This window comes from Kitasatospora sp. HUAS MG31 (genome assembly GCF_040571325.1).
Lineage (GTDB): Bacteria > Actinomycetota > Actinomycetes > Streptomycetales > Streptomycetaceae > Kitasatospora > Kitasatospora camelliae.
In genome coordinates this window covers 5,075,920-5,095,911 of record NZ_CP159872.1, presented here as the reverse complement: position 1 = coordinate 5,095,911, position 19,992 = coordinate 5,075,920, and the positions used below count along the sequence as shown (strand labels likewise).

The 19,992-nt window shown below is 72.3% G+C and carries 19 protein-coding genes; 5 read left to right on the top strand and 14 right to left on the bottom strand.

The genetic code is table 11. The annotated features are described in order from the left end of the window. The first annotated feature begins 227 nt into the window (after window positions 1–227). The 4 genes from ABWK59_RS23015 (at window position 228) to ABWK59_RS23000 (ending at window position 4,328) form a co-directional block, all read left to right on the top strand. Window positions 228–701, top strand: coding sequence for an Lrp/AsnC family transcriptional regulator (locus ABWK59_RS23015; RefSeq protein ID WP_345699192.1), 474 nt, complete (start codon window positions 228–230; stop codon window positions 699–701). Continuing rightward, on the top strand, window positions 698–2,092 hold the full coding sequence (locus ABWK59_RS23010; protein WP_354642496.1) for an aspartate aminotransferase family protein: 1,395 nt from the start codon (window positions 698–700) through the stop codon (window positions 2,090–2,092). The genes ABWK59_RS23015 and ABWK59_RS23010 overlap by 4 nt, the downstream gene beginning before the upstream one ends. A gap of 327 nt (window positions 2,093–2,419) precedes the next feature. Then, window positions 2,420–3,151: an ABC transporter ATP-binding protein gene (locus ABWK59_RS23005; protein ID WP_354642495.1), complete on the top strand. Its 732-nt coding sequence runs from the start codon at window positions 2,420–2,422 to the stop codon at window positions 3,149–3,151. Between the two features lie 28 nt (window positions 3,152–3,179). Continuing rightward, window positions 3,180–4,328, top strand: a complete 1,149-nt coding sequence (locus ABWK59_RS23000; protein WP_354642494.1) for a hypothetical protein — start codon at window positions 3,180–3,182, stop codon at window positions 4,326–4,328. A gap of 104 nt (window positions 4,329–4,432) precedes the next feature. On the opposite strand, the gene rlmN is transcribed toward ABWK59_RS23000, so the two are convergent. The 6 genes from rlmN to rpsB all read right to left on the bottom strand — a co-directional run bounded on the left by rlmN (window position 4,433) and on the right by rpsB (window position 10,298). Further along, complete coding sequence (gene rlmN / locus ABWK59_RS22995; protein WP_354642493.1) at window positions 4,433–5,533, bottom strand: 23S rRNA (adenine(2503)-C(2))-methyltransferase RlmN; 1,101 nt, start codon at window positions 5,531–5,533, stop codon at window positions 4,433–4,435. A gap of 246 nt (window positions 5,534–5,779) precedes the next feature. Beyond that, window positions 5,780–6,622 (bottom strand): phosphatidate cytidylyltransferase, encoded by an 843-nt coding sequence (locus ABWK59_RS22990; RefSeq protein ID WP_420492834.1) that lies wholly within the window; start codon window positions 6,620–6,622, stop codon window positions 5,780–5,782. Between the two features lie 186 nt (window positions 6,623–6,808). Then, a complete protein-coding gene (gene frr / locus ABWK59_RS22985; protein WP_354642491.1) occupies window positions 6,809–7,366 on the bottom strand; it encodes a ribosome recycling factor in 558 nt (185 codons plus the stop codon). An 83-nt stretch (window positions 7,367–7,449) separates the two neighbouring features. Next, window positions 7,450–8,205: a UMP kinase gene (pyrH, locus tag ABWK59_RS22980; RefSeq protein WP_354642490.1), complete on the bottom strand. Its 756-nt coding sequence runs from the start codon at window positions 8,203–8,205 to the stop codon at window positions 7,450–7,452. 264 nt (window positions 8,206–8,469) lie between these two features. Beyond that, window positions 8,470–9,309 (bottom strand): translation elongation factor Ts, encoded by an 840-nt coding sequence (gene tsf, locus ABWK59_RS22975; RefSeq protein ID WP_354642489.1) that lies wholly within the window; start codon window positions 9,307–9,309, stop codon window positions 8,470–8,472. Window positions 9,310–9,437: 128 nt separating this feature from the next. Then, window positions 9,438–10,298, bottom strand: coding sequence for a 30S ribosomal protein S2 (gene rpsB / locus ABWK59_RS22970; RefSeq protein ID WP_354642488.1), 861 nt, complete (start codon window positions 10,296–10,298; stop codon window positions 9,438–9,440). A 522-nt stretch (window positions 10,299–10,820) separates the two neighbouring features. Between rpsB and ABWK59_RS22965 the strand changes: the two genes are divergently transcribed. Further along, complete coding sequence (locus ABWK59_RS22965) at window positions 10,821–11,645, top strand: M23 family metallopeptidase (protein WP_354642487.1); 825 nt, start codon at window positions 10,821–10,823, stop codon at window positions 11,643–11,645. 25 nt (window positions 11,646–11,670) lie between these two features. On the opposite strand, the gene ABWK59_RS22960 is transcribed toward ABWK59_RS22965, so the two are convergent. From ABWK59_RS22960 to lepB, 8 genes are all read right to left on the bottom strand, one after another. Then, window positions 11,671–12,366 carry a TetR/AcrR family transcriptional regulator gene (locus ABWK59_RS22960; protein ID WP_420492941.1) on the bottom strand — a complete coding sequence of 232 codons (696 nt, stop codon included), beginning with the start codon at window positions 12,364–12,366 and terminating at the stop codon, window positions 11,671–11,673. A gap of 188 nt (window positions 12,367–12,554) precedes the next feature. Then, entirely contained in the window at window positions 12,555–13,364 is an 810-nt protein-coding gene (gene whiG, locus ABWK59_RS22955; protein WP_354642486.1) for an RNA polymerase sigma factor WhiG, read from the bottom strand. 1,083 nt (window positions 13,365–14,447) lie between these two features. Further along, window positions 14,448–15,620: a DNA-processing protein DprA gene (gene dprA / locus ABWK59_RS22950; RefSeq protein WP_354645071.1), complete on the bottom strand. Its 1,173-nt coding sequence runs from the start codon at window positions 15,618–15,620 to the stop codon at window positions 14,448–14,450. 197 nt (window positions 15,621–15,817) lie between these two features. After that, window positions 15,818–17,470 (bottom strand): YifB family Mg chelatase-like AAA ATPase, encoded by a 1,653-nt coding sequence (locus tag ABWK59_RS22945; protein ID WP_354642485.1) that lies wholly within the window; start codon window positions 17,468–17,470, stop codon window positions 15,818–15,820. A gap of 1 nt (window position 17,471) precedes the next feature. Then, entirely contained in the window at window positions 17,472–17,939 is a 468-nt protein-coding gene (locus tag ABWK59_RS22940) for a YraN family protein (RefSeq protein ID WP_354642484.1), read from the bottom strand. Window positions 17,940–18,150: 211 nt separating this feature from the next. Next, on the bottom strand, window positions 18,151–18,477 hold the full coding sequence (locus ABWK59_RS22935; RefSeq protein WP_057232326.1) for a DUF2469 domain-containing protein: 327 nt from the start codon (window positions 18,475–18,477) through the stop codon (window positions 18,151–18,153). Window positions 18,478–18,533: 56 nt separating this feature from the next. Next, window positions 18,534–19,010, bottom strand: coding sequence for an NUDIX hydrolase (locus tag ABWK59_RS22930; RefSeq protein ID WP_354642483.1), 477 nt, complete (start codon window positions 19,008–19,010; stop codon window positions 18,534–18,536). Between the two features lie 127 nt (window positions 19,011–19,137). Further along, window positions 19,138–19,818 (bottom strand): signal peptidase I, encoded by a 681-nt coding sequence (gene lepB / locus ABWK59_RS22925; protein WP_354642482.1) that lies wholly within the window; start codon window positions 19,816–19,818, stop codon window positions 19,138–19,140. Window positions 19,819–19,992 lie beyond the last annotated feature (174 nt).

Here is a 19,992-nt window from a genome sequence, read left to right as displayed (position 1 = left end):
GCGCCAGGGTAACCCGGCGCCGCAGGTGGCCGGGGCCGGTGAGCCGCGATCCACTTCTGGCGGTGCGCACGCCTCCGCGTGTACCTGACCAGGCTACCGCGAACGCTGGCGGTATCGACAGGGCTTCGACGCGAACACGACGTAATCCGCACCGGTTTTCCGCAACGGCGACGAAATCAGCAGCCGAACGGGTTGCATGTCCGAAACCGATCAGGCACAGTGGCGGCGTGGCCAACCGCGACCGGAACGCCAGCGTTCCCCTCGACGCCGCCTCCAAGGCGATCATCGAGCAGCTCCAGGAGGACGGGCGCCGCCCGTACGCCGCCATCGGCAAGGCCGTCGGCCTGTCCGAGGCGGCCGTGCGGCAGCGGGTCCAGAAGCTGCTCGACCAGGGCGTGATGCAGATCGTCGCCGTCACCGATCCCCTCACCGTCGGGTTCACCCGCCAGGCGATGGTGGGGATCAAGATCGAAGGTGACGTCGAACCTGTGGCCGACGCGCTGGCCGCCCTCGACGAGGTCGACTACGTCGTCTGCACCGCAGGCTCGTTCGACCTGCTGGCCGAGCTGGTCTGCGAGGACGACGAGCATCTGCTCGAACTGATCAACAAGCGCATCCGCGCCCTTCCCGGCGTGCGGAGCACCGAGAGCTTCGTTTACCTGAAGCTCCGGAAACAGACCTACACCTGGGGCACCCGATGACAGCCGACCCGGCGCAGAAGGACCTTTCCAAGACCGCCTACGACCACCTGTGGATGCACTTCACCCGCATGTCGTCGTACGAGAACTCCCCCGTGCCGACCATCGTCAGGGGCGAAGGCACCTACGTCTGGGACGACAAGGGCCGCAAGTACCTCGACGGCCTCGCCGGCCTGTTCGTCGTGCAGGCCGGGCACGGCCGTGAGGAGCTCGCCGAGGCCGCCGCCAAGCAGGCCAAGGAGCTCGCCTTCTTCCCGGTGTGGAGCTACGCCCACCCGAAGGCCGTCGAGCTCGCCGAGCGCCTGGCGAACTACGCCCCGGGCGACCTCAACAAGGTCTTCTTCTCCACCGGTGGCGGCGAGGCGGTCGAGACCGCCTGGAAGCTGGCCAAGCAGTACTTCAAGCTGACCGGCAAGCCGACCAAGTACAAGGTCATCTCGCGCGCCGTCGCCTACCACGGCACCCCCCAGGGCGCCCTCTCCATCACCGGCCTGCCGGGCCTGAAGGCCCCGTTCGAGCCGCTGGTGCCGGGCACCCACAAGGCGCCGAACACCAACATCTACCGCGCCCCGGCGTACCTGGCGGGCCCGGACGGCACCGTCGACCCCGAGGCGTACGGCCGCTGGTGCGCCGACGAGATCGAGCAGGCCATCCTCTTCGAGGGCCCCGAGACCGTCGCCGCCGTCTTCGTCGAGCCGGTGCAGAACGCCGGCGGCTGCTTCCCGCCGCCGCCCGGGTACTTCCAGCGCCTGCGCGAGATCTGCGACCGCCACGACGTGCTGCTGGTCTCGGACGAGGTCATCTGCGCCTTCGGCCGCCTGGGCACCATGTTCGGCGCCGACAAGTTCGGCTACGTGCCGGACATGATCACCTGCGCCAAGGGCATGACCTCGGGCTACTCCCCGATCGGCGCCACGATCATCTCGGACCGCATCGCCGAGCCGTTCTACCAGGGCGACAACACCTTCCTGCACGGCTACACCTTCGGCGGCCACCCGGTGTCCTCCGCGGTGGCGCTGGCCAACCTCGACATCTTCGAGCGCGAGGGCCTCAACCAGCACGTGCTGGACAACGAGTCCCGCTTCCTGGCCACCCTGAACAAGCTGCGCGACCTGCCGATCGTCGGCGACGTCCGCGGCAACGGGTACTTCTACGGCATCGAGCTGGTGAAGGACAAGGTCACCAAGGAGTCGTTCAACGACGACGAGGTGGAGCGCGTGCTCTACGGCTTCCTGTCGAAGGCGCTCTTCGACAACGGCCTGTACTGCCGTGCCGACGACCGCGGCGACCCGGTCGTGCAGCTGGCCCCGCCGCTGATCTCCGACCAGTCGACCTTCGACGAGATCGAGCAGATCCTGCGGGTCAGCCTCACCGACGCGTGGGCGAAGATCTGACCTTCCTCCCACCCTCCGCCCAGGGCGGTCCCGTGCACACGGGACCGCCCTGCGGCGTCCGGCGGAAGCGCGTCCCGGATCGTCGCGGGAGCGCGTCGCAGGGGTCCGCGGGAGCGCGTCCGGTGGTGTCCGCGGAAGCCTGTCCGGTGGTGTCCGCAGGAGCGCGTCCGGTGGTGTTCACGGGGCGCTCCGCGGCATTCCGAAAGATCAACACGCCGGTTTCGCGGCGATTCGCACCGTTTCGGCCCAGTGCGCCGCGCCCGCACCACGACCCGATCGTTCTAATCTGACGACTGTCATATTCCCGTAGGCACCAGGATGGAACTCATGTCGGCGGCGGCCCCTCCTGACAACGACGTGCTCTGGGCCCGAGGGGTCGTCAAGTCCCACCACGGCACCCCCGCCCTGCGCGGCGTCTCCCTCGGCGTGCGCGAGGGCGAGGTCCTCGCGGTCACCGGCCCCCGCGGCTCCGGCAAGAGCACCCTGCTCGCCTGCCTGTCCGCGCTGCTGCCGGTGGACGAGGGCGAGGTCTGGTTCAACAGCTCCCCCGTGCACACGCTCTCCCGCGCCGGACGCGAGCGGCTGCGCCGCGAGCGCTTCGGCTTCGTCGGCTCCGAGCCGCACCTGGTACCCGAGCTGACCGCCCGTGAGAACGTCGCGCTGCCCCTGCTGCTGGCCGGCGCCGGCCACAAGGCCGCGTACACCGCCGCCACCGAGTGGCTGGAGCGGCTGGACGTCGGCGACTGCGCCCGGCTGCGGCCCGCCGAGCTCCAGCAGAGCCACCGCCAGCGGATCGCCGTGGCCCGGGCCCTCGCCCCGATGCCCACGGTGGTCTTCGCCGACGACCCGACCGCGCCCCTGCACCGCGAGGCCCAGGACCAGGTGCTCCGGATACTCGCCAGCGCGGCCCGCTCCCACCGGCTCACCCTGGTGCTCGCCACCCACGACCCCGACCTGGCCCGGTTCGCCGACCGTACGGTGGCCCTGGCCGACGGCCGGCTCGCCACCCCGCCCCCGCCGGTGCTCAACGGCGCCAAGACCGTCACCGCGGGCCGCTGAGCCGGCTGGGTCGCTGAAAGGGACGTCGGTGTACTACCTCAGACTGGTCAGGGGCTACCAGGTGCTCGACCTGGTCCGCTGGCTGCTCACCGCGACCGCCGCCTCGGTGGTCGCCGCCTTCCTGCTGCGCGCCCTCGGACGGGCGCTCAGCGATCCGGCCGGCGCCTCGCCCGGCCGGCTGCTCTGGTGCCTGCCCCCGCTGGCCGCGGTGGCCTGGTTCGCCGCGGCGGCCGCCCGGGCCGTACCCGCGCACCGGCCCGAGCGGATCGCCGGGCTCACCGCCGCGGGCGCCGGCCTGCGCCGGATCCGCGCGCTGATCGCCGGCGAGGTCGCCCTCGCCTGCTCCCTCGGCAGCGGCTGCGCCCTGCTGCTCTTCCTGGTGCTGCGCAACGACATCGCCGACGAGTCGCTCGCCGCCGACCTCGGCATGGGCACCCCGCTGCCCCTCGCCGCGCCGATCACCCTGCTCGCCCTGGTCCCGGCCGTCGCCGGCCTCGCCGCGGCCGCCGCCGTCAGCACCCCCGAGACGCTGCCGGGCCGCCCCGCCGAAACCGCGCCCCGGGCCTTCCACCCGCTCAGGCTCGCCCTGCCGATCGGCCTCACCGCCGTCGGCCTCGCCCTGGAGCTGTACGGGCTGCGCCCCGGCGCCGCCCAGGACGGGCGCGCCGTCCACCTGCCCGCCGGACTCGGCACCACCAGCACCGCCCTGCTGGTCGGCTGGTCCCTCGCCGCCCTCGGCGTCGCCCTGCTGACCGCGCCGCTGCTCGCCCTGGCCGGCCGTGTGCTCGCCCTCGGCCGGCCCGCCCCGCTGCGGCTGCTGGCCGGCCGCGGCCTCGGCGCGGAGGCCCGGCGGCTGGGCACCCCGCTCGCCGTCCTGGCGCTCACCCTCGCCGCAGTGCTCACCGCGGCCCGCTACTGGGCCGACAGGCCGGGCACCGTCAAGACGGTGCCGGTGATCGAGGTCCTGCTGATCACCGCCTGCGCGGTCGGTGCGGTGGTGGCGCGGCTGGTGGAGCTCCGCTCGGCCCGGCTCGGGACCACCGACAGCCTGCTGCGGCTCGGTACCCCGCCGACCCTGCTGCGCGGGGCGGTCGCCCTGCGCACCGTCGCCGCCGGCACCGTCCTGCTGCTGACCGCGGGCCTCACCGCCGCCCTGGGCGCGGGCGCCCTGCGCTGAGCCGCCGAAACGCCGGGGCGCGGGGACCCGCACCGCGGAAGGATCCATGACCCTTCCGCGCGCAGGTCCCCGCGCCCCGTTCGTTCCTCCGGCCGCTCCCGGCGTCAGCCCGCGGCGGCGAGCTGCCCGCAGGCGCCGTCGATCTCCTGGCCCCGGGTGTCCCGGACGGTGGTCGGCACCCCGTGCGCCTGCAGCCGCCGGACGAACTCGCGCTCGTCCTCCGGACGCGAGGCGGTCCACTTCGAACCGGGCGTCGGGTTCAGCGGGATCAGGTTCACGTGCACCCGGCGGTTCTTGATCAGCCGCCCGAGCAGGTCGGCCCGCCACGCCTGGTCGTTGATGTCCTTGATCAGCGCGTACTCGATGGAGATCCGCCGGCCGGACTTCTCCGCGTAGTTCCACGCGGCGTCCAGCACCTCGGCGACCTTCCACCGGGTGTTCACCGGCACCAGCTCGTCGCGCAGCTCGTCGTCCGGGGCGTGCAGCGACAGCGCCAGCCGGCAGCTGAGGCCCTCGTCCGCGAACCGGTGCATCGCCGGCACCAGGCCCACCGTGGAGACGGTGATGCCGCGCTGCGAGAGCCCGAAGCCGTCCGGCGCCGGGTCGGTCAGCCGGCGGATCGCGGACAGCACCCGGTTGTAGTTGGCCAGCGGCTCGCCCATGCCCATGAAGACCACGTTCGACAGCCGCGCCTCACCGCCGGCCACCGCACCGGACTTGAGGTCCCGCATACCGGCCGCGATCTGCTCCACGATCTCCGCCGTCGACAGGTTGCGGGTCAGCCCGGCCTGGCCGGTGGCGCAGAACGGGCAGTTCATCCCGCAGCCGGCCTGCGAGCTGATGCACATGGTGACCCGGTCCGGGTACCGCATCAGCACCGACTCCACCAGCGTGCCGTCGAACAGCTTCCACAGCGTCTTGCGCGTGGCGTCGTCGTCGCAGGAGACGTGCCGGACCACCGACATCAGGTCGGGCAGCAGGCTCTCGGTCAGCTTCTCCCGGCTCTTCGCGGGAATGTCCGTCCAGCTCGCCGGGTCGTTCGACATCCGGCCGAAGTAGTGGTTGGACAGCTGCTTCGCGCGGAACGCCTGCTCGCCCAGCTCGGCGACGGCCTCCTTGCGCTCCGCAGGGCTCAGATCGGCCAGGTGTCGCGGGGGCTTGGCGCCACGCGGCGCGACAAAGGTCAGTTCTCCGGGCTTAGGCATGGTGCATCCAGTGTCGCAGATCCAGGGAACTGTCCCGTGTCCCGCTCGGGACGGTGGGCTCCACGGCGCTGCCGCACTGCGGGCACCCGGGTGCCTCGTGCGCCCGGCAGGGGCGCCGCGTCGGCCGTACCCGGGCCCCGGGCGGACCGTACGCGGGCCCGGTGACGGCCCGACCGGACGGGCGCCGGGAACGGCGAAGCCCCCGGGCGGGGGTGCGGCCGGGGGCTTCGGGAGAGCAGGGAGGGCTCAGCTGCCGACGAAGGCGGCCAGGAGGAGCCAGACCACCGGGGCGGTGGGGAGCAGGGAGTCGAGGCGGTCCATGATGCCGCCGTGGCCGGGCAGCAGGGTGCCCATGTCCTTGATCCCCAGGTCACGCTTGATCATCGACTCGGCCAGGTCGCCGAGGGTCGCGGTGACCGCCGCGCAGCCGCCCAGGATCAGACCCTGCCACCAGCTGCCGCCGTCGATCACGTACTCCATCAGCAGCGCGCCCGCGATCATCGAGAGCCCGACGCCGCCGGCCAGGCCCTCTCGGGTCTTGCCGGGGCTGATCGTCGGCGCGAGCTTGTTGCGGCCGAACTTGTACCCCACCGCGTACGCGCCGGTGTCACTGCAGATGGTGACGACCAGAAAGAGCAGGATCCGCCACGGCCCGTCGTCCGCCGCCAGCAGCAGGGCCACGAAGGTGGCCAGGAAGGGCACGTAGAAGGCGGTGAAGATGCCCGCCGTTATGTCGCGCAGGTAGTTCTCCGGCGGGGTGCCCATCCGCCAGACCATCACCACCAGGCCGGTCAGGGCCAGCACCGCGGCCGCCCACTGCGCCCCGGCCCAGTACCCGGTGGCCACCATCGCCACGCTGCCCGCGATCAGCGGGACCAGCGGGACCCGGACCTCCTTGCGCTCGGCGAGCCGGCTGGTCAGCTCCCAGACGCCCACGCCGACCGCGGCCACCACCACGAGCAGGAAGAACACCTTCACCACGAACAGCGAGGCGACGATCACCGCGCCGAGCCCGACGCCCACGCCTATCGCTGCGGGCAGGTTGCGGCCGCCGCGCGGTTTGCGCGGCTGCTGGTCGGTCTGGGCCACGGGGGTCTCCTGGGCGGGGGGCATGAACTGAACCGTTGCCGCAGTGCCCGGCCGGTACACCGGCGGCTGCTGCGAGTGACCCGTTTGGTGCCGGCCCGGGCCGGGCACGCGGGGTCACCCGCAGCAGAGGGCACCGTCGGAGGCTGGGCGCCGCCCCGGAGCTGCGCGCGTCGGGGGCGTCGTCCGTCAGACCTCGAGCAGCTCGGCTTCCTTGTGCTTCAGCAGCTCGTCGACCTGGGCGACGTAACGGGCCGTGGTGTCGTCGAGCTCCTTCTCGCCGCGACGGCCGTCGTCCTCCCCGATCTCCTTGTCCTTCACCAGCTTGTCGATCGCGTCCTTGGCCTTGCGCCGGATGGAGCGGATCGAGACCTTGGCGTCCTCGCCCTTGCCGCGGGCCTGCTTGATGTACTCGCGGCGGCGCTCCTCGGTGAGCTGCGGGAGCACGACGCGGATGACCGAGCCGTCGTTGGACGGGTTGACGCCCAGGTCCGAGTCGCGGATCGCGGTCTCGATGTTCTTCAGCGCCGACTTGTCGAACGGGGTGACGAGAGCCATCCGCGGCTCCGGCACGGAGAAGGACGCGAGCTGGTTGATCGGCGTCAGGGCGCCGTAGTACTCGGCGACGATCTTGGCGAACATCGCCGGGTGCGCGCGGCCGGTACGGATGGCGGCCAGGTCGTCCTTGGCGACGCTGACGGCCTTCTCCATCTTCTCCTCGGCCTCGAGGAGAGTCTCTTCGATCACTGTGTGCTCCCTGTCCGGTTCATCTGCTGTTGTCCCGTACCGGTGCCCCGGACGGCTGCTTGCTGTTCAGAGGCCCCCGACCGTCAGGCCCGGGCGGAATCCTGGCTGATGAGTGTGCCGATCTTCTCACCCTTCACCGCGCGGGCGATATTGCCCTCGGCGAGCAGCTCGAAGACCAGGATCGGCAGGCCGTTGTCCTTGCACAGCGTGATCGCGGTCAGGTCGGCTACCTTCAGATCACGCGAGATGACCTCGGCGTAGTCCAGAGAGTCGAACTTCACCGCGCCGGCGTTGGTCCGCGGGTCGGAGTCGTAGACGCCGTCCACACCGTTCTTGCCCATCAGCAGCACCTCGGCGTGGATCTCCAGCGCCCGCTGGACCGCGGTGGTGTCGGTGGAGAAGTACGGCATGCCCATACCCGCGCCGAAGATCACCACGCGGCCCTTCTCCAGGTGGCGCACGGCGCGCAGCGGGAGGTACGGCTCGGCGACCTGGCCCATGGTGATGGCGGTCTGGACCCGGGTCTCGATGCCTTCCTTGATCAGGAAGTCCTGCAGCGCCAGGCAGTTCATCACGGTGCCCAGCATGCCCATGTAGTCGGAGCGGGCCCGGTCCATGCCGCGGACCTGGAGTTCGGCGCCCCGGAAGAAGTTGCCGCCGCCGATCACGACCGCGACCTCGGTGCCCGCGCGGACGACGGTGGCGATCTCACGGGCGATCGCGTGCACGACGTCCGGGTCGACGCCGAGGCCGCCGCCACCGGCGAACGCTTCGCCGGACAGCTTGAGCAGAACCCGACGGCGGGTGCCGTCGTGCGCGGTCTCCTGCGTCTCCTGCATGGAACTTCTCCTTCTCCGCCTGCCGGTCAGCAGGGCTGCAAGTGCAACTCACAGGGGCGGGCGTGCGAACCCGAACCTGCGTGTACACGAGAGGAGGCCACTGCCGCGGGAACCGGTACGGTGTCCTGCACGGCAATGGCCTCCTCGTCGTTCATGGTGCCGACGCCGCCCCCTCGGGGTGCTGGAGAGCCGGGTCGGCGCGTTCCGTCCGCCCTCACGGGCGGGCGCTTCCTACCTTAGGCCGGAAGCGTGAGGGAACGATGCTCAGGCGCCGACGCGGAAGCGGACGAAGCGCTTGAGGGTGACGCCGGCCTCGTCGAGGACCTTGGCGACGGACTTCTTGTTGTCCTTGGCGAAGGCCTGCTCCAGAACGGCGTTCTCCTTGACGAAGCCGGTGACGCGACCCTCGACGATCTTCGGCAGGGCGGCCTCGGGCTTGCCCTCCTCGCGAGCGGTGGCCTCGGCGACGCGGCGCTCGTTCTCCAGGTCCTCGGCCGGGATCTCCTCGCGGGAGAGGTACTTCGGCGCGAAGGCGGCGATGTGCTGCGCGACGTCCTTGGCGGTGGCGGCGTCGGCCTTGTCCAGCTCGACCAGGACACCGATCGTCGGCGGCAGGTCCGGGTCCGACTTGTGCATGTAGACCGCGACGAAGCCGTCGTTGTCGAACTGCGCGAAGCGACGGAAGACGATCTTCTCGCCCAGGGTCGCGTTGGCCTCGTCCACGAACTGCTGGACGGTCTGGCCGGCGGCGATCTCGGAGGCCAGGGCGGCCTCGAGGTCGGCCGGGGAGGTGGCGGCGACGTGCGCGGCGATCGCGTTGGCGACCTCGACGAACTTGCCACCCTTGGCGACGAAGTCGGTCTCGCAGTTCAGCTCGACCAGAACGCCGGACTTGCCGTCCTCGGCGATCAGGGAGGCGACGGCGCCGTTGGAGGCGTCGCGGCCCTCGCGCTTGGCGACACCCTTCTGGCCCTTGATGCGAAGGAGCTCGACGGCCTTCTGGACGTCGCCCTCGGCCTCGTCCAGGGCCTTCTTGCAGTCCATCATGCCGGCGCCGGTGAGCTCACGGAGCTTCTTGACGTCCGCGGCGGTGAAGTTCGCCATGGTGTGATCTCTTCTCACGTCTCGCGTGTCTGCGTGGAGTGGTGCCGGGGCTCGTGGTTCAGCCCCGGCACGGGAGAGAGGGGCACCCACCGGCTTCGTACCGGCCGGTGCCCCTCACCCTTGGTACGTCAGGCCTGCTCGGCCTCGGCGGCCGGAGCCTCGGCAGCGGGGGCCTCGGCGGCCGGAGCCTCGGCGGCGGGGGCCTCAGCGGCCTTCTCGCCCTCGAGGATCTCCTTCTCCCAGGCGGCCAGCGGCTGGTCGGCGCCCGGCTCGGCCTTCGCGTCGCCCTTGGCGACACCGGCACGGGACTTCAGGCCCTCGGCGACGGCGTCGGCGATCACGCGGGTCAGCAGGGTGACGGAGCGGATCGCGTCGTCGTTGCCCGGGATCTTGTAGTCGACCTCGTCGGGGTCGCAGTTGGTGTCGAGGATGGCGACGACCGGGATGTTGAGCTTCCGGGCCTCGCCGACCGCGATGTGCTCCTTCTTGGTGTCCACGATCCAGACGGCGCTGGGAACGCGCTGCATGTCGCGGATACCGCCGAGGGTCTTCTCCAGCTTGTCGTACTCGCGCTGGAGGACCAGGAGCTCCTTCTTGGTGAGGCCGGAGCCGGCCACATCCGTGAAGTCGATCTCGCCGAGCTCCTTGAGGCGCTGCAGACGCTTGTAGACGGTCGAGAAGTTGGTCAGCATGCCGCCGAGCCAGCGCTGGTTGACGTAGGGCATGCCCACGCGCGCGGCCTGCTCGGCGATGGCCTCCTGGGCCTGCTTCTTGGTGCCGACGAAGAGGATGCTGCCGCCGTGGGCAACGGTCTCCTTGACGAACTCGAAGGCGCGGTCGATGTAGTTCAGCGACTGCAGGAGGTCGATGATGTAGATGCCGTTGCGCTCCGTGAAGATGAAACGCTTCATCTTCGGGTTCCAACGACGGGTCTGGTGACCGAAGTGGACGCCGCTCTCCAGCAGCTCCCGCATCGTGACGACGGCCATGGCCGTGCTCCTCAGGGTTTCGCCCGACGCGCCGCGCTGTGCAGCCCGGGGTGCCGGGGCTCTCGGTTGTTCCGTGCCGGCCGGGTGGCCAGCACGCCTGACGCCCCTGACGTGCCGTTCCACCTCCACCCGCGCGGCACTGGGCCGGCACGGGCTCGGCGGACCGAGCAGCACTCGCACCGGGCCGCGGCGAGTCCCTCACGGGAGGCCGCTCCACCGGTGGCAGGGCGTGCGAAGTCGACCCGGTGGACCGGGTCGCGTGTGAAGTGTACGGGAAGGCCCGAGTGGCGGGCGACTCCGACCGCTGAGCGCGGTGCGGGTGATGGGGGTGGTGGGTGGTGAAGGGAGACGCCGGGGTGGGGGGTGGCGGCGCGCGGGGACGCTCGCCTCTGAGCGGCACACCGGGCGGTACAGCGCGCGGTACACCCGTGTGGGGGATCGCTGTTTTCCACAGGCGGGGTTTGTCCACAGGAATCGGGGCGGGTCTGGCCGGACGTCAGGGGGCGGGGCAGCCTCGGCGCCATGGCCGCACTCCTCGTGTCCCCCGTTCCTGCCCTACCTGCCCTGCCCGCCCTGACCGCTCCCCCGCCGCCGGTACCGCCCGACCTCCGGCGGCGGGTCCTGCTCGCCGCCGCCGTCCTGACCGCCACGCTGACGACGGTGTTACCGCCGCCCGCGCGGGCGGTGGAGTTGCCGGGCGGGTCGGCCGGGAAGGTGTCGGGTGGGGCAGAGACGGGTGGGGTGATGGTTGGGGCGGTGACGGTCGGGGCGGTGACGGTCGGGGCGGTGACGGTCGGGGCGGTGACGGCTGAGGCGGTGACGCTTGGGGTGGTGACGCGAGCCGGTGGCCTCGCGCCGACGGAGGCGGATGTGCTGGCGGGCGGGGCCGGGTTCCACCGTGGACGGGCCTGGCCGGTGGGTGATCGGTCGGGACTCGGAGCACGCTTCGACCCGCCGCCGGCCCGGTGGGCGGCCGGGCACCGCGGAGTGGACCTCGCCGCAGGCCCCGGCACTCCGGTACGGGCGGCGGCTCCGGGCGTGGTCACCTTCTCAGGGGTCGTCGCGGGACGGCCGGTGGTGACGGTCACCCACCCCGGTTCCGGCACCCCTCCGCTCCGGACCACCTACCTCCCGGTGGCGGGATCCGTGCCGGTCGGTACGGCCGTCGCGGCGGGCCAGGTCATCGGCGAGATCGCGCCGGGCGTCGGCCACTGTGCCGACGGCTGCCTGCACTGGGGGCTGCTCCGCGGACGCCGGTACCTCGACCCGCTCGCCCTGCTCGGAACCGGGCGGGCCCGTCTGCTCCCCTTAGATACCAAGGGTCCGGTCGGATCCGGCGAGCCCTGAGGGTCACCGCCCCTCGTCGCCCCGGTCAGGGGCGGGGCGGGGGCGGGGGCGGGGGCGTACCGTGTTCGGCCGCCGTCACGCCCCGGGTCAGCCCGTACAGGGCCAGGGCCACGGCGGCGTCCGCCACCGCCTCGCTGTCCGGGTGCGTGCCGCCGGGTTCTGCTCCACTCCCGTCCGGTACGGCGGCGCAGGTGCCAACGGCTCCGGCCGTCCCCGCCCCGCACGCCGACGGAGCGCGCTCGCTCTGGCGGACCGCCGCCTCCACCACACCCTGGAGCAGCGAGGCCGCCAGTCGCGGCTGCTCGTGACCGAGCTCCTCCAGCGCCTGGACCAGCAGGGCGATCAGTCCGCTGTGCGCGGCGCGGATCCGTTCCCGGGCTGCGGCGTCCAGTTCCAGCTCGGAGATGGCGACCACCGCACGGTGCCGCGGGTCGGCCGCCAGCGCGAGCTGCCCGCGGACGTACGCCTCGATCCGTCCGGCGGCGGTGGCGCAGGCGGCCATGCCGGCCTCGATCTCGGCGGCCCAGAGCGGGAAGTCCGCCGCACAGAGCTCCTCCACCACGGCCGCGCGCGACCGGAAATACTCGTACACCGAGGAGCGCGCCATACCGGTCCGGGCGGCGAGGGCGGGGAAGGTCAGCGCGTCCCGGCCGCCCTCGGTCAACAGGGTGCGGGCAGCGTCGAGCAGTGCTGCCCGCTGCAACTGGCGATGCTCGGCCACGGTGGCCGCCCGGATCTTCGGCACGGTCCCACTGTACGGAGCCTTACCCGCGCCCGGCAGCGAACGCGATCGGTTCCCGCTGGAACGGCGTGCCGACGGGCCGGTACACCCCCGCGTGAAGGGGAGAGCGGCCAGTACGCCTTGCGGGAAGGGGAAGAGCGCCACCGCAGGGCCATCACTGCGAGACGTCACCTCACGTCGGACAGCTTGGCCCGGAGCTGAAGGACCGACTTGGTGTGGATCTGGCTGACACGGCTCTCGGTGACGCCGAGGACCTGGCCGATCTCGGCGAGGGTCAAACCCTCGTAGTAGTAGAGCGTCACCACCATCTTCTCCCGCTCCGGCAGCGTGTTGACCGCCGTGGCGAGCAGTCGGCGCAGCTCGCGGTCCTCCGCGACCTCCACCGGGTTGTCCGCGCCGGTGTCCTCCAGGGTGTCCACAAGGCTGAGCCGGTCGCCGCCGTCGCCGGCGGGGTGCAGCAACTCGTCCAGCGCCACCACGTTGGCCAGGGAGAGCTGACTGAAGATCGCGTGAAGGTCCTCCAGCGTGATGCCCATCTCCGCCGCGACCTCGGGCTCGTGCGGCGTGCGGCGCAGCCGCGCCTCCAGCGTGGCGTAGGTGCGTTCGACGGCCTTCGCCTTCTGCCGGACGGATCTCGGGATCCAGTCGAGGGCGCGCAGCTCGTCGATGATCGCGCCACGGATCCGGCTGATCGCGTAGGTCTCGAACTTGATCGCGCGGTCGACGTCGAACTTCTCGATCGCGTCGATCAGTCCGAACACCCCGGAGGAGACGAAGTCGGCCTGCTCGACGTTGGCGGGCAGGCCGACGCTGACCCGGCCCGCGACGTACTTGACCAGCGGCGAGTAGTGGAGGATCAGTTGCTCGCGGAGCCGGGCTTCCCCGGTCTCCTTGTACGAGCGCCAGAGCTTCTCCAGGGCGGAGCGGTCGGGCGGCGCCGCTGCGGGTTCCGTCGCCGCCGCGCGGTCGGCGGGCACCTGTCGACTGGTGGAAGGGTGCTCCGCACGTTCCGCACGCTCTGTGCGGTCCGCACTCTCCGCAGGCTCTGTACGCTCCGCAGGCTCTGTTCGCTCCCTGCGCTCCGTGCGCTCGGCATGCTCGGTGGCGGTGGGGTGTGTCGGGGTGGCCCGGCGCTCGGGGACGGCCGGCCGCTGAGGCCCGAGCGCAGCCTCAGGCTCGGCCCGACGCTCGGGGCCGGTCGCGCGCTCCGCCGGGGCGTCGGCTTCCGTGGCGGCGCGATGCCCGGGGCTCGGCCGCTGGCTCGGGCGCAGCCGGGCGGCGCCGACCGTAGCGCCCTTCGCCGTCGTCGCACTGTCCGCAGGCGGCGTGCCTGCCGTCCCGCCGGGCAGCGCGCTGGAGTCCCGGGCACCTGGCGGCAGCAGGCGTTTGCCGGCCTCCTTCGCAGACGCTGCCGCTCCCTGAGCGCCTCCGTTCTTGGACTTTCCCGGACAGTCGTGGGGTGCACCCGCCTCCTCGGCCTCGACGGGAGCGCTCGCGTCTGCATCAACGCCCGGGGTCTCGATCTCACTGCCGGCGACAGGGTGTCGAGCCCCGGCAGGGCGAGCCACCCGCCGGGCGAGCCCCATGACGGCCGGCGCCTTCGGCTGGATCTCCGCTGTGAAGCGGCTCTCGGCGCCCGGCCCTTCCGGCGACCGGGCGTCACCGGTCACCCGGTGTCCGGGAATGTGTGTGGGCATGCGTTGGTCTGCGCCGTTCTGCCGAGTCATGTGCTGATAGGGAAGCCATCAGGGAGCGTAGCGTGACCGAGTGGCTGCATTGTGCTACCGCCACTCGGTCGTCCCCCGATCCAGTGGCGTCCGAATTGGACGGGCGCGCCATACGGACACGCGCCCCACCGCTCGGCAGATGCCGACCCTTCGGCCATCAACTCCCTTTCGGCACACCCCCGACCGACCTGGCCGGCCGCCCGACGCACCCGCTCGATTTCAGGTCATCACGACCCCTTCCCTTCGGGAATCTCCTCCTCGCCTCGGCGCGCCCACCCGTGTCGCCGCCGGGATCCACCGCACCGGCGGAGACACAGCGGGCTGATCAGCGCATCAACGTCTCCGCACCAACCTCCAGTGGGCGCCGTGCCGTTCGACGAAACCAAGCGCGCCGAGCTCGTAGAGGTGCTGGAGCGTGGTGTCCGCCAGCAGCCCGGCGTGTCGGCCGATCCGCTCGACGGGCGCGCCGTCGGCGCTGGCCGGCACGGCCTCCAGGACGCGGGCCACGGCCGGCTCCAGCAGGTCCCTGGGCAGGACGGGGCCGGAGCGACGCGGTGCCAGGTCGTCCCCGATGGACCCGATGAGTTCGCCGACCTCGGCCGCGTCCGTGACCAGGGTGGCCCCGCCGCGGATGAGCGCGTGCACTCCGGCCGAGAGTTCGGAGGTCACCGGGCCCGCCACACCCATGGTGTGCCGGTTCAGGTCCCGGGCGCGCCGGGCGGTGCTCAGCGCACCGCTCCGCAGCGCCGCCTCGACCACCACCGTGCCCCTCGTCAGGGCGGCGATAACCCGGTTGCGCAGGACGAATCGGAACCGGTTCGGGTGCGAGCCGGGCGGCAACTCGCTGAGCAGGATTCCTTGTTGGGCGATCCGGCCGATCAGGCCGGCGTTCCCGGGCGGGTAGGTGACGTCGACTCCGCAGGCGAGCACCCCGACCGTGGTGCCGCCCACCGCCAGGGCGCCGCGGTGGGCGGCCGCATCGATCCCGTACGCGGCGCCGGAGACCACCACCCAGCCGCGCTCGGCGAGTTGGGAGGACAGCTCGGAGGCGACGTACGCGCCGTACGGCGTGCAGGCGCGCGCACCGACCACCGCGACCGAGCGCAGCGCGAGCAGGCGCAGCGAGCCGACACCCCGTACCCAGAGTCCGACCGGGCGGCCGTCCCCGAGGTCGTCCAGCTGGGAGGGCCACTCGGGATCGCCCGGAATGACGAATCGTCCGCCTTGGGTTCGTGCCCGCTCCACCTCCGCCTCGGGGTCGACGGCAGTGAGCCGTTCACGGTAGACCGCCAACCGCTCGCCTTCGAGGCCGAGTCCCTCGGGGACGGCATCCCGCCGGATGGCCTCGACCAGGTGGGCGGCGCCGAGCTTGGCGACGCACCTCCCGACCGTGGCGTCACCGGGCTCGATGAGCCGGGTGAGTGCCACCCTTGCTCGGCGTTCCGGGTCGAGCCTGTCGGGCTCGACCGTCGTGGGCTGTGCTGCCTGTCCCTGGCCGGGGTTCATCGTCACCTCCGTGAAGGTCGATCGTGAAGGTCGATCAGGCTCGCGGACCCGATGGTCGGCGCGGCCGGCGCCGCCATGTGCGGGCGTCGGTTCGCGGCATCGGCGCGTGGCCACCGGCGCACGGGCATCGGTGTGCGGCGTCGACGCCCGGACCATGGGGCCTCGAACCCGTGGCGCGGGCTGGACCGCGTTCCGTGTCACCGTCCGCCGCCGATGAGGGCCTCGCTGTCGCGCGGCCGGTGGACGATCCGGTCCATCGGAGGCAACCCGCGGTGGACTCCGGTGCGCAGGGTGAGCGCGGTCCACACCTCGGCCCGGCCGGGGCTGTCGCGGCCGAGGAGGTCGGAGACCGTCCAGGCGACCCGCAGCACCCGGTCCAGGCCGCGGGCGGTCAGCAGGCCTCGTTCCAAGTCCCGTTCGGCGTCGTCCAGGGCTCCGGGGGCGAGCCGCCAGCGTGTCCGCAGTTCGTGGCCGGGGACCTCAGCGTTGGTCCGCCACGGGGTGTCGGCCAGGCGGGTGGCGGCCCGCTGCCGGGCGGCGAGGACGCGGGCGGCCACGGTCGCCGTGGTCTCGGCTGCCGTGTCCTGGGCCATCAGCTCGGCCCGGGTGACCGCCGCGACCTGGACCTGGAGGTCGACCCGGTCGAGCAGCGGCCCGGAGAGTCTGGCCTGGTACCGGTTGACCATCACCGGCGTGCACTCGCAGTTCTCGCCCCGGATCGAGAACCGTCCGCACGGGCACGGGTTGGCGGCCAGGCACAGCAGGAACCGGGCGGGCAGCCGCATCGAACCCGCCGAGCGGGCGATCGTCACCTCCCCCGACTCCAGCGGTTGCCGCAGCGCGTCCAGGACCCGGACCGGGAACTCGGGCGCCTCGTCCAGGAAGAGGACGCCCCGGTGGGCCAGGGAGACCGCGCCCGGCCGGGGCAGTCCACTGCCGCCGCCGACGATGGCGGGCATCGTCGTGGAATGGTGCGGGGCGCAGTACGGCGGGGTGTCGATCAGGGGCCGGCCGGGCGGCAGCAGTCCGGCGACCGAGTGCACCGCGGTGACCTCCAGCGCCTCGGCCGAGGTGAGCGGCGGCAGCAGGGCGGGCAGCCGTTCGGCGAGCATGGTCTTCCCGGCTCCGGGCGGTCCCTTGAGGTAGAGGTGATGGCCGCCCGCCGCGGCGATCTCCAGGGCTTGCCGGGCTTCGTACTGGCCGGCCACGTCGGCGAGGTCGGGCGGCTTCCCCTCCCGCCCGGCGAGGTCGCGGACCCCGACGCCGGGGAGCATCAGTCCGGCGACGAGCGGGTCGGGGCGGCCGCCGGTCAGGTCCGGCGGCTCGTCCGGCACCTCGGCGTTGGTGAGGATGGCGATGAGCTGGCGGAGGCTGCGGACGCCGAGGACGGAGATGCCGGGCACCAGGGCCGCCTCGGCGGCGGTCTGCTCGGCGACCACCACGTCGCGATAGCCGGCGTCGGCGGCCGCGAGCACGGCGGGCAGGATGCCCCGGACCGGGCGGACCCGGCCGTCCAGCCCGAGCTCCCCGATGATGAGCAGCCCGGCGATCGATGCCGGTTCGAGGCGTTCGGCGGCGGCGAGGACGGCGCAGGCGACCGCCAGGTCGTAGCCGCTTCCGCTCTTGGGGACGGAGGCGGGGCTGAGGCCCACGGTGAGTTTGCGCTGCGGCCACTTCTCGCCGCTGTTGACCACGGCGGCGCGGACCCGGTCGCGGGCTTCGGAGAGGGCCTTGTCGGGCAGGCCGACCAGGGTGAAGGCGGCGACCCCGGGTTCGAGGTCGGCCTGGACCTCGACCACGACGCCGTCGACACCGATCAGGGCCACCGAGCAGGTACGGGCGAAGGCCATCTCAGACCGCCCCTCGGAGGTGCTCGACGAGGGCGGCGCCCTTGAGCCGGTTGACCACGGCGACCAGGTCGATCCGCACCCCGCCGGGCGGGGGCGGTGCCGCGTCCGGCCGGTCCTCGGTGGGCGGATCGCTGCCGTGGGCCTGGTGGACCGCGTCAGCGAGCTGGGCGAAGTGCACCGGCCAGCGTTCGTCGAGCCAGCGCTCGGCCAGGCGGCGCAGCCGGTCGGCCTTGACCTGGCCGATGGCCTCGGCGGGCTGCTGGAAGCCCCGCTCGGACCTCGTTTTGACCTCGCAGACCGCGAGGGTGTCCCCGTCGAGCGCGACGATGTCCAGCTCGCCCTCGGCGCAGCGCCAGTTGCGCTCCAGGATGCACAGCCCGCGCTCGACGAGCCGGCGGGCGGCGACCTCCTCGCCGTAGCGGCCGAGGCCGTTGTTGGAACTCTTCTTGGGAGTCTGCACGGCAATCACCTCCGGGCCGGGAGGTTGCCGTGTGCGCTGCGGCGGCACCAGAGGGAGCCGGTTTCCTGTGGATAACTCGGGCCTGTGGATAACCTGAGTCACTCACACGAGTGACAAATCCGGTTCAGGTCTGGACAGGGCCGAGCCTGGGCGACCAATCTCGGTGGCCCGGGAGGCGTCGGCGCGTCGGTGACCTGCCGGTTCGTGCAGGAGCCGCCCGTCAGTTCCCGAAGGAGGCGTCGTCGGAGGGCAGCTCCAGGTCGCTCTTCGCCAGCTCCTCGATGTTGACGTCCTTGAACGTCAGCACTCTGACCTTCCGGACGAACCGGGCCGGCCGGTACATGTCCCAGACCCAGGCGTCCGCCATCGACACCTCGAAGAACACCTCGCCCTGGACCGAGTGCACCTGCAGCTCGTAGTCGTTCGTCAGGTAGAAGCGTCGCTCGGTCTCGATCACGTACTTGAACAGGCCGACGACATCCCGGTACTCCCGGTAGAGCTTGAGCTCCATCTCGGTCTCGTACTTCTCGAGGTCTTCGGCACTCATTCCAAGCGTCCCCTCACTCGTCACGTCCACCCCATTGTGGACCACGGCACCGGCCGTCAGAGCCGTACCGGTGGGACTGGCGGACCATCCGCCAGCACTCGCTCGATCAGCCCGGCCAGGCCCTCCGGGTAGACGGTCTCGTCCGTGGCCCGCAACTCCGGCGGTGTCCACCAGCGTGCCGCGAGGAAGAGCGCGTGCTCCTCGGCCTCGGCCGCGGCCAGCTTCAGCGCGGTCCCCGTGGTCGCGCGGGCCAGGTGGAACGACTGGTCCTGCTCGTAGTCCCGTCCCCGGAAGGAGAAGGACGTCGTGTTGTACGCCACCACCGGGCCGAGCTCGAAGTCGGTCAGCCCGATCTCCTCGGCCACCTCGCGGCGGGCCGCGGCCTCGTCGGACTCGCCCGGCTCCAGGCCACCCCCCGGGGTGATCCACCAGGTGACCCCCGGAACTGCCGGGTCGAATCCGTGCAGCAGGAGGATCCGGTCCTGCCCGTCCAGCAGCAGGACGCGGACCGCGCGGCGCCGTTCGGCCCTCATCGGGATCCTCTCCCTCCTCCGCTGGGCGGTTCTCCACCTCGTGCCGGCGGCACTCCACCGCTGGTCGGCCGGTCTCCGCCGGCGGCCCGCCACGCTCCGCCGCCGCTCGGCCGCCGCCCCCGCCCGGTCAGGCGAACCTCCGGCGCACCAGGCGGACCAGGGACACCAGCCAGCCCGCGGCCGAGGCCAGCACGATCAGCGCTGCTCCGGACACGGACGCCTGGACGGCGGGTTCGAGCAGGCCCGGCCCGTGCGCCGTCCGGCCGCCGACGGCGTCGAAGGCGGTGACGCGGTCATGGACTCCGGCCCGGCCGATCGGCAGCACGGTGGCCTCGACGCGGGCCACCACGCCGCTCTCCGGGACCGTGCCCCCGGCGAGTTCCAGGTGGCTGCGGGAGTCCAGCGAGTTCAGCCGGAAGTCTCCGAGCAGGAAGAGCCGCCCGGTCGGCACGGTGGTGTTGAACGCGGCACTCTGCCCGACCTTCCGGTCGATGTAGGGCTCGTCGACGGGCGTGCCGTTGACGGTGAGCCTGCCCTGCTCATCGCAGCAGGCCACCGTGTCGCCGCCGACGGCGACGACACGCTTGACCATCTCGCCGGTGCCCCAGGTCTCGTCCTTGAACACCACCACGTCACCACGGCCGATCGACCCTCCGTCGGCCTTCCTGGCCAGCACGGTGTCCCCGACCTCGATGGTGGGGCTCATCGAATTGGTGGGGATGCGGTACGGCCGGTAGTCGACGGCGACCAGCACGAAGCCGGCGATCAGCAGCACGAAGCCGAGCGCGATCACCACTCCCTGGACCACCGAGGCCACGCTCCGCCGCGGCTTCCGCGGTCCGGCGCTCCCACCCGGCGCGGCCTGGGCGGGGACGGCCGCGGAGGTGCTCCGACCCCCGGCAGTACCCGTGGCCGCAGCGGCGCTCGGGCCCGCCGGGGTGCTCCGGTCCGTGACACCGCTCATCGCATCCGGCCCTTCTCG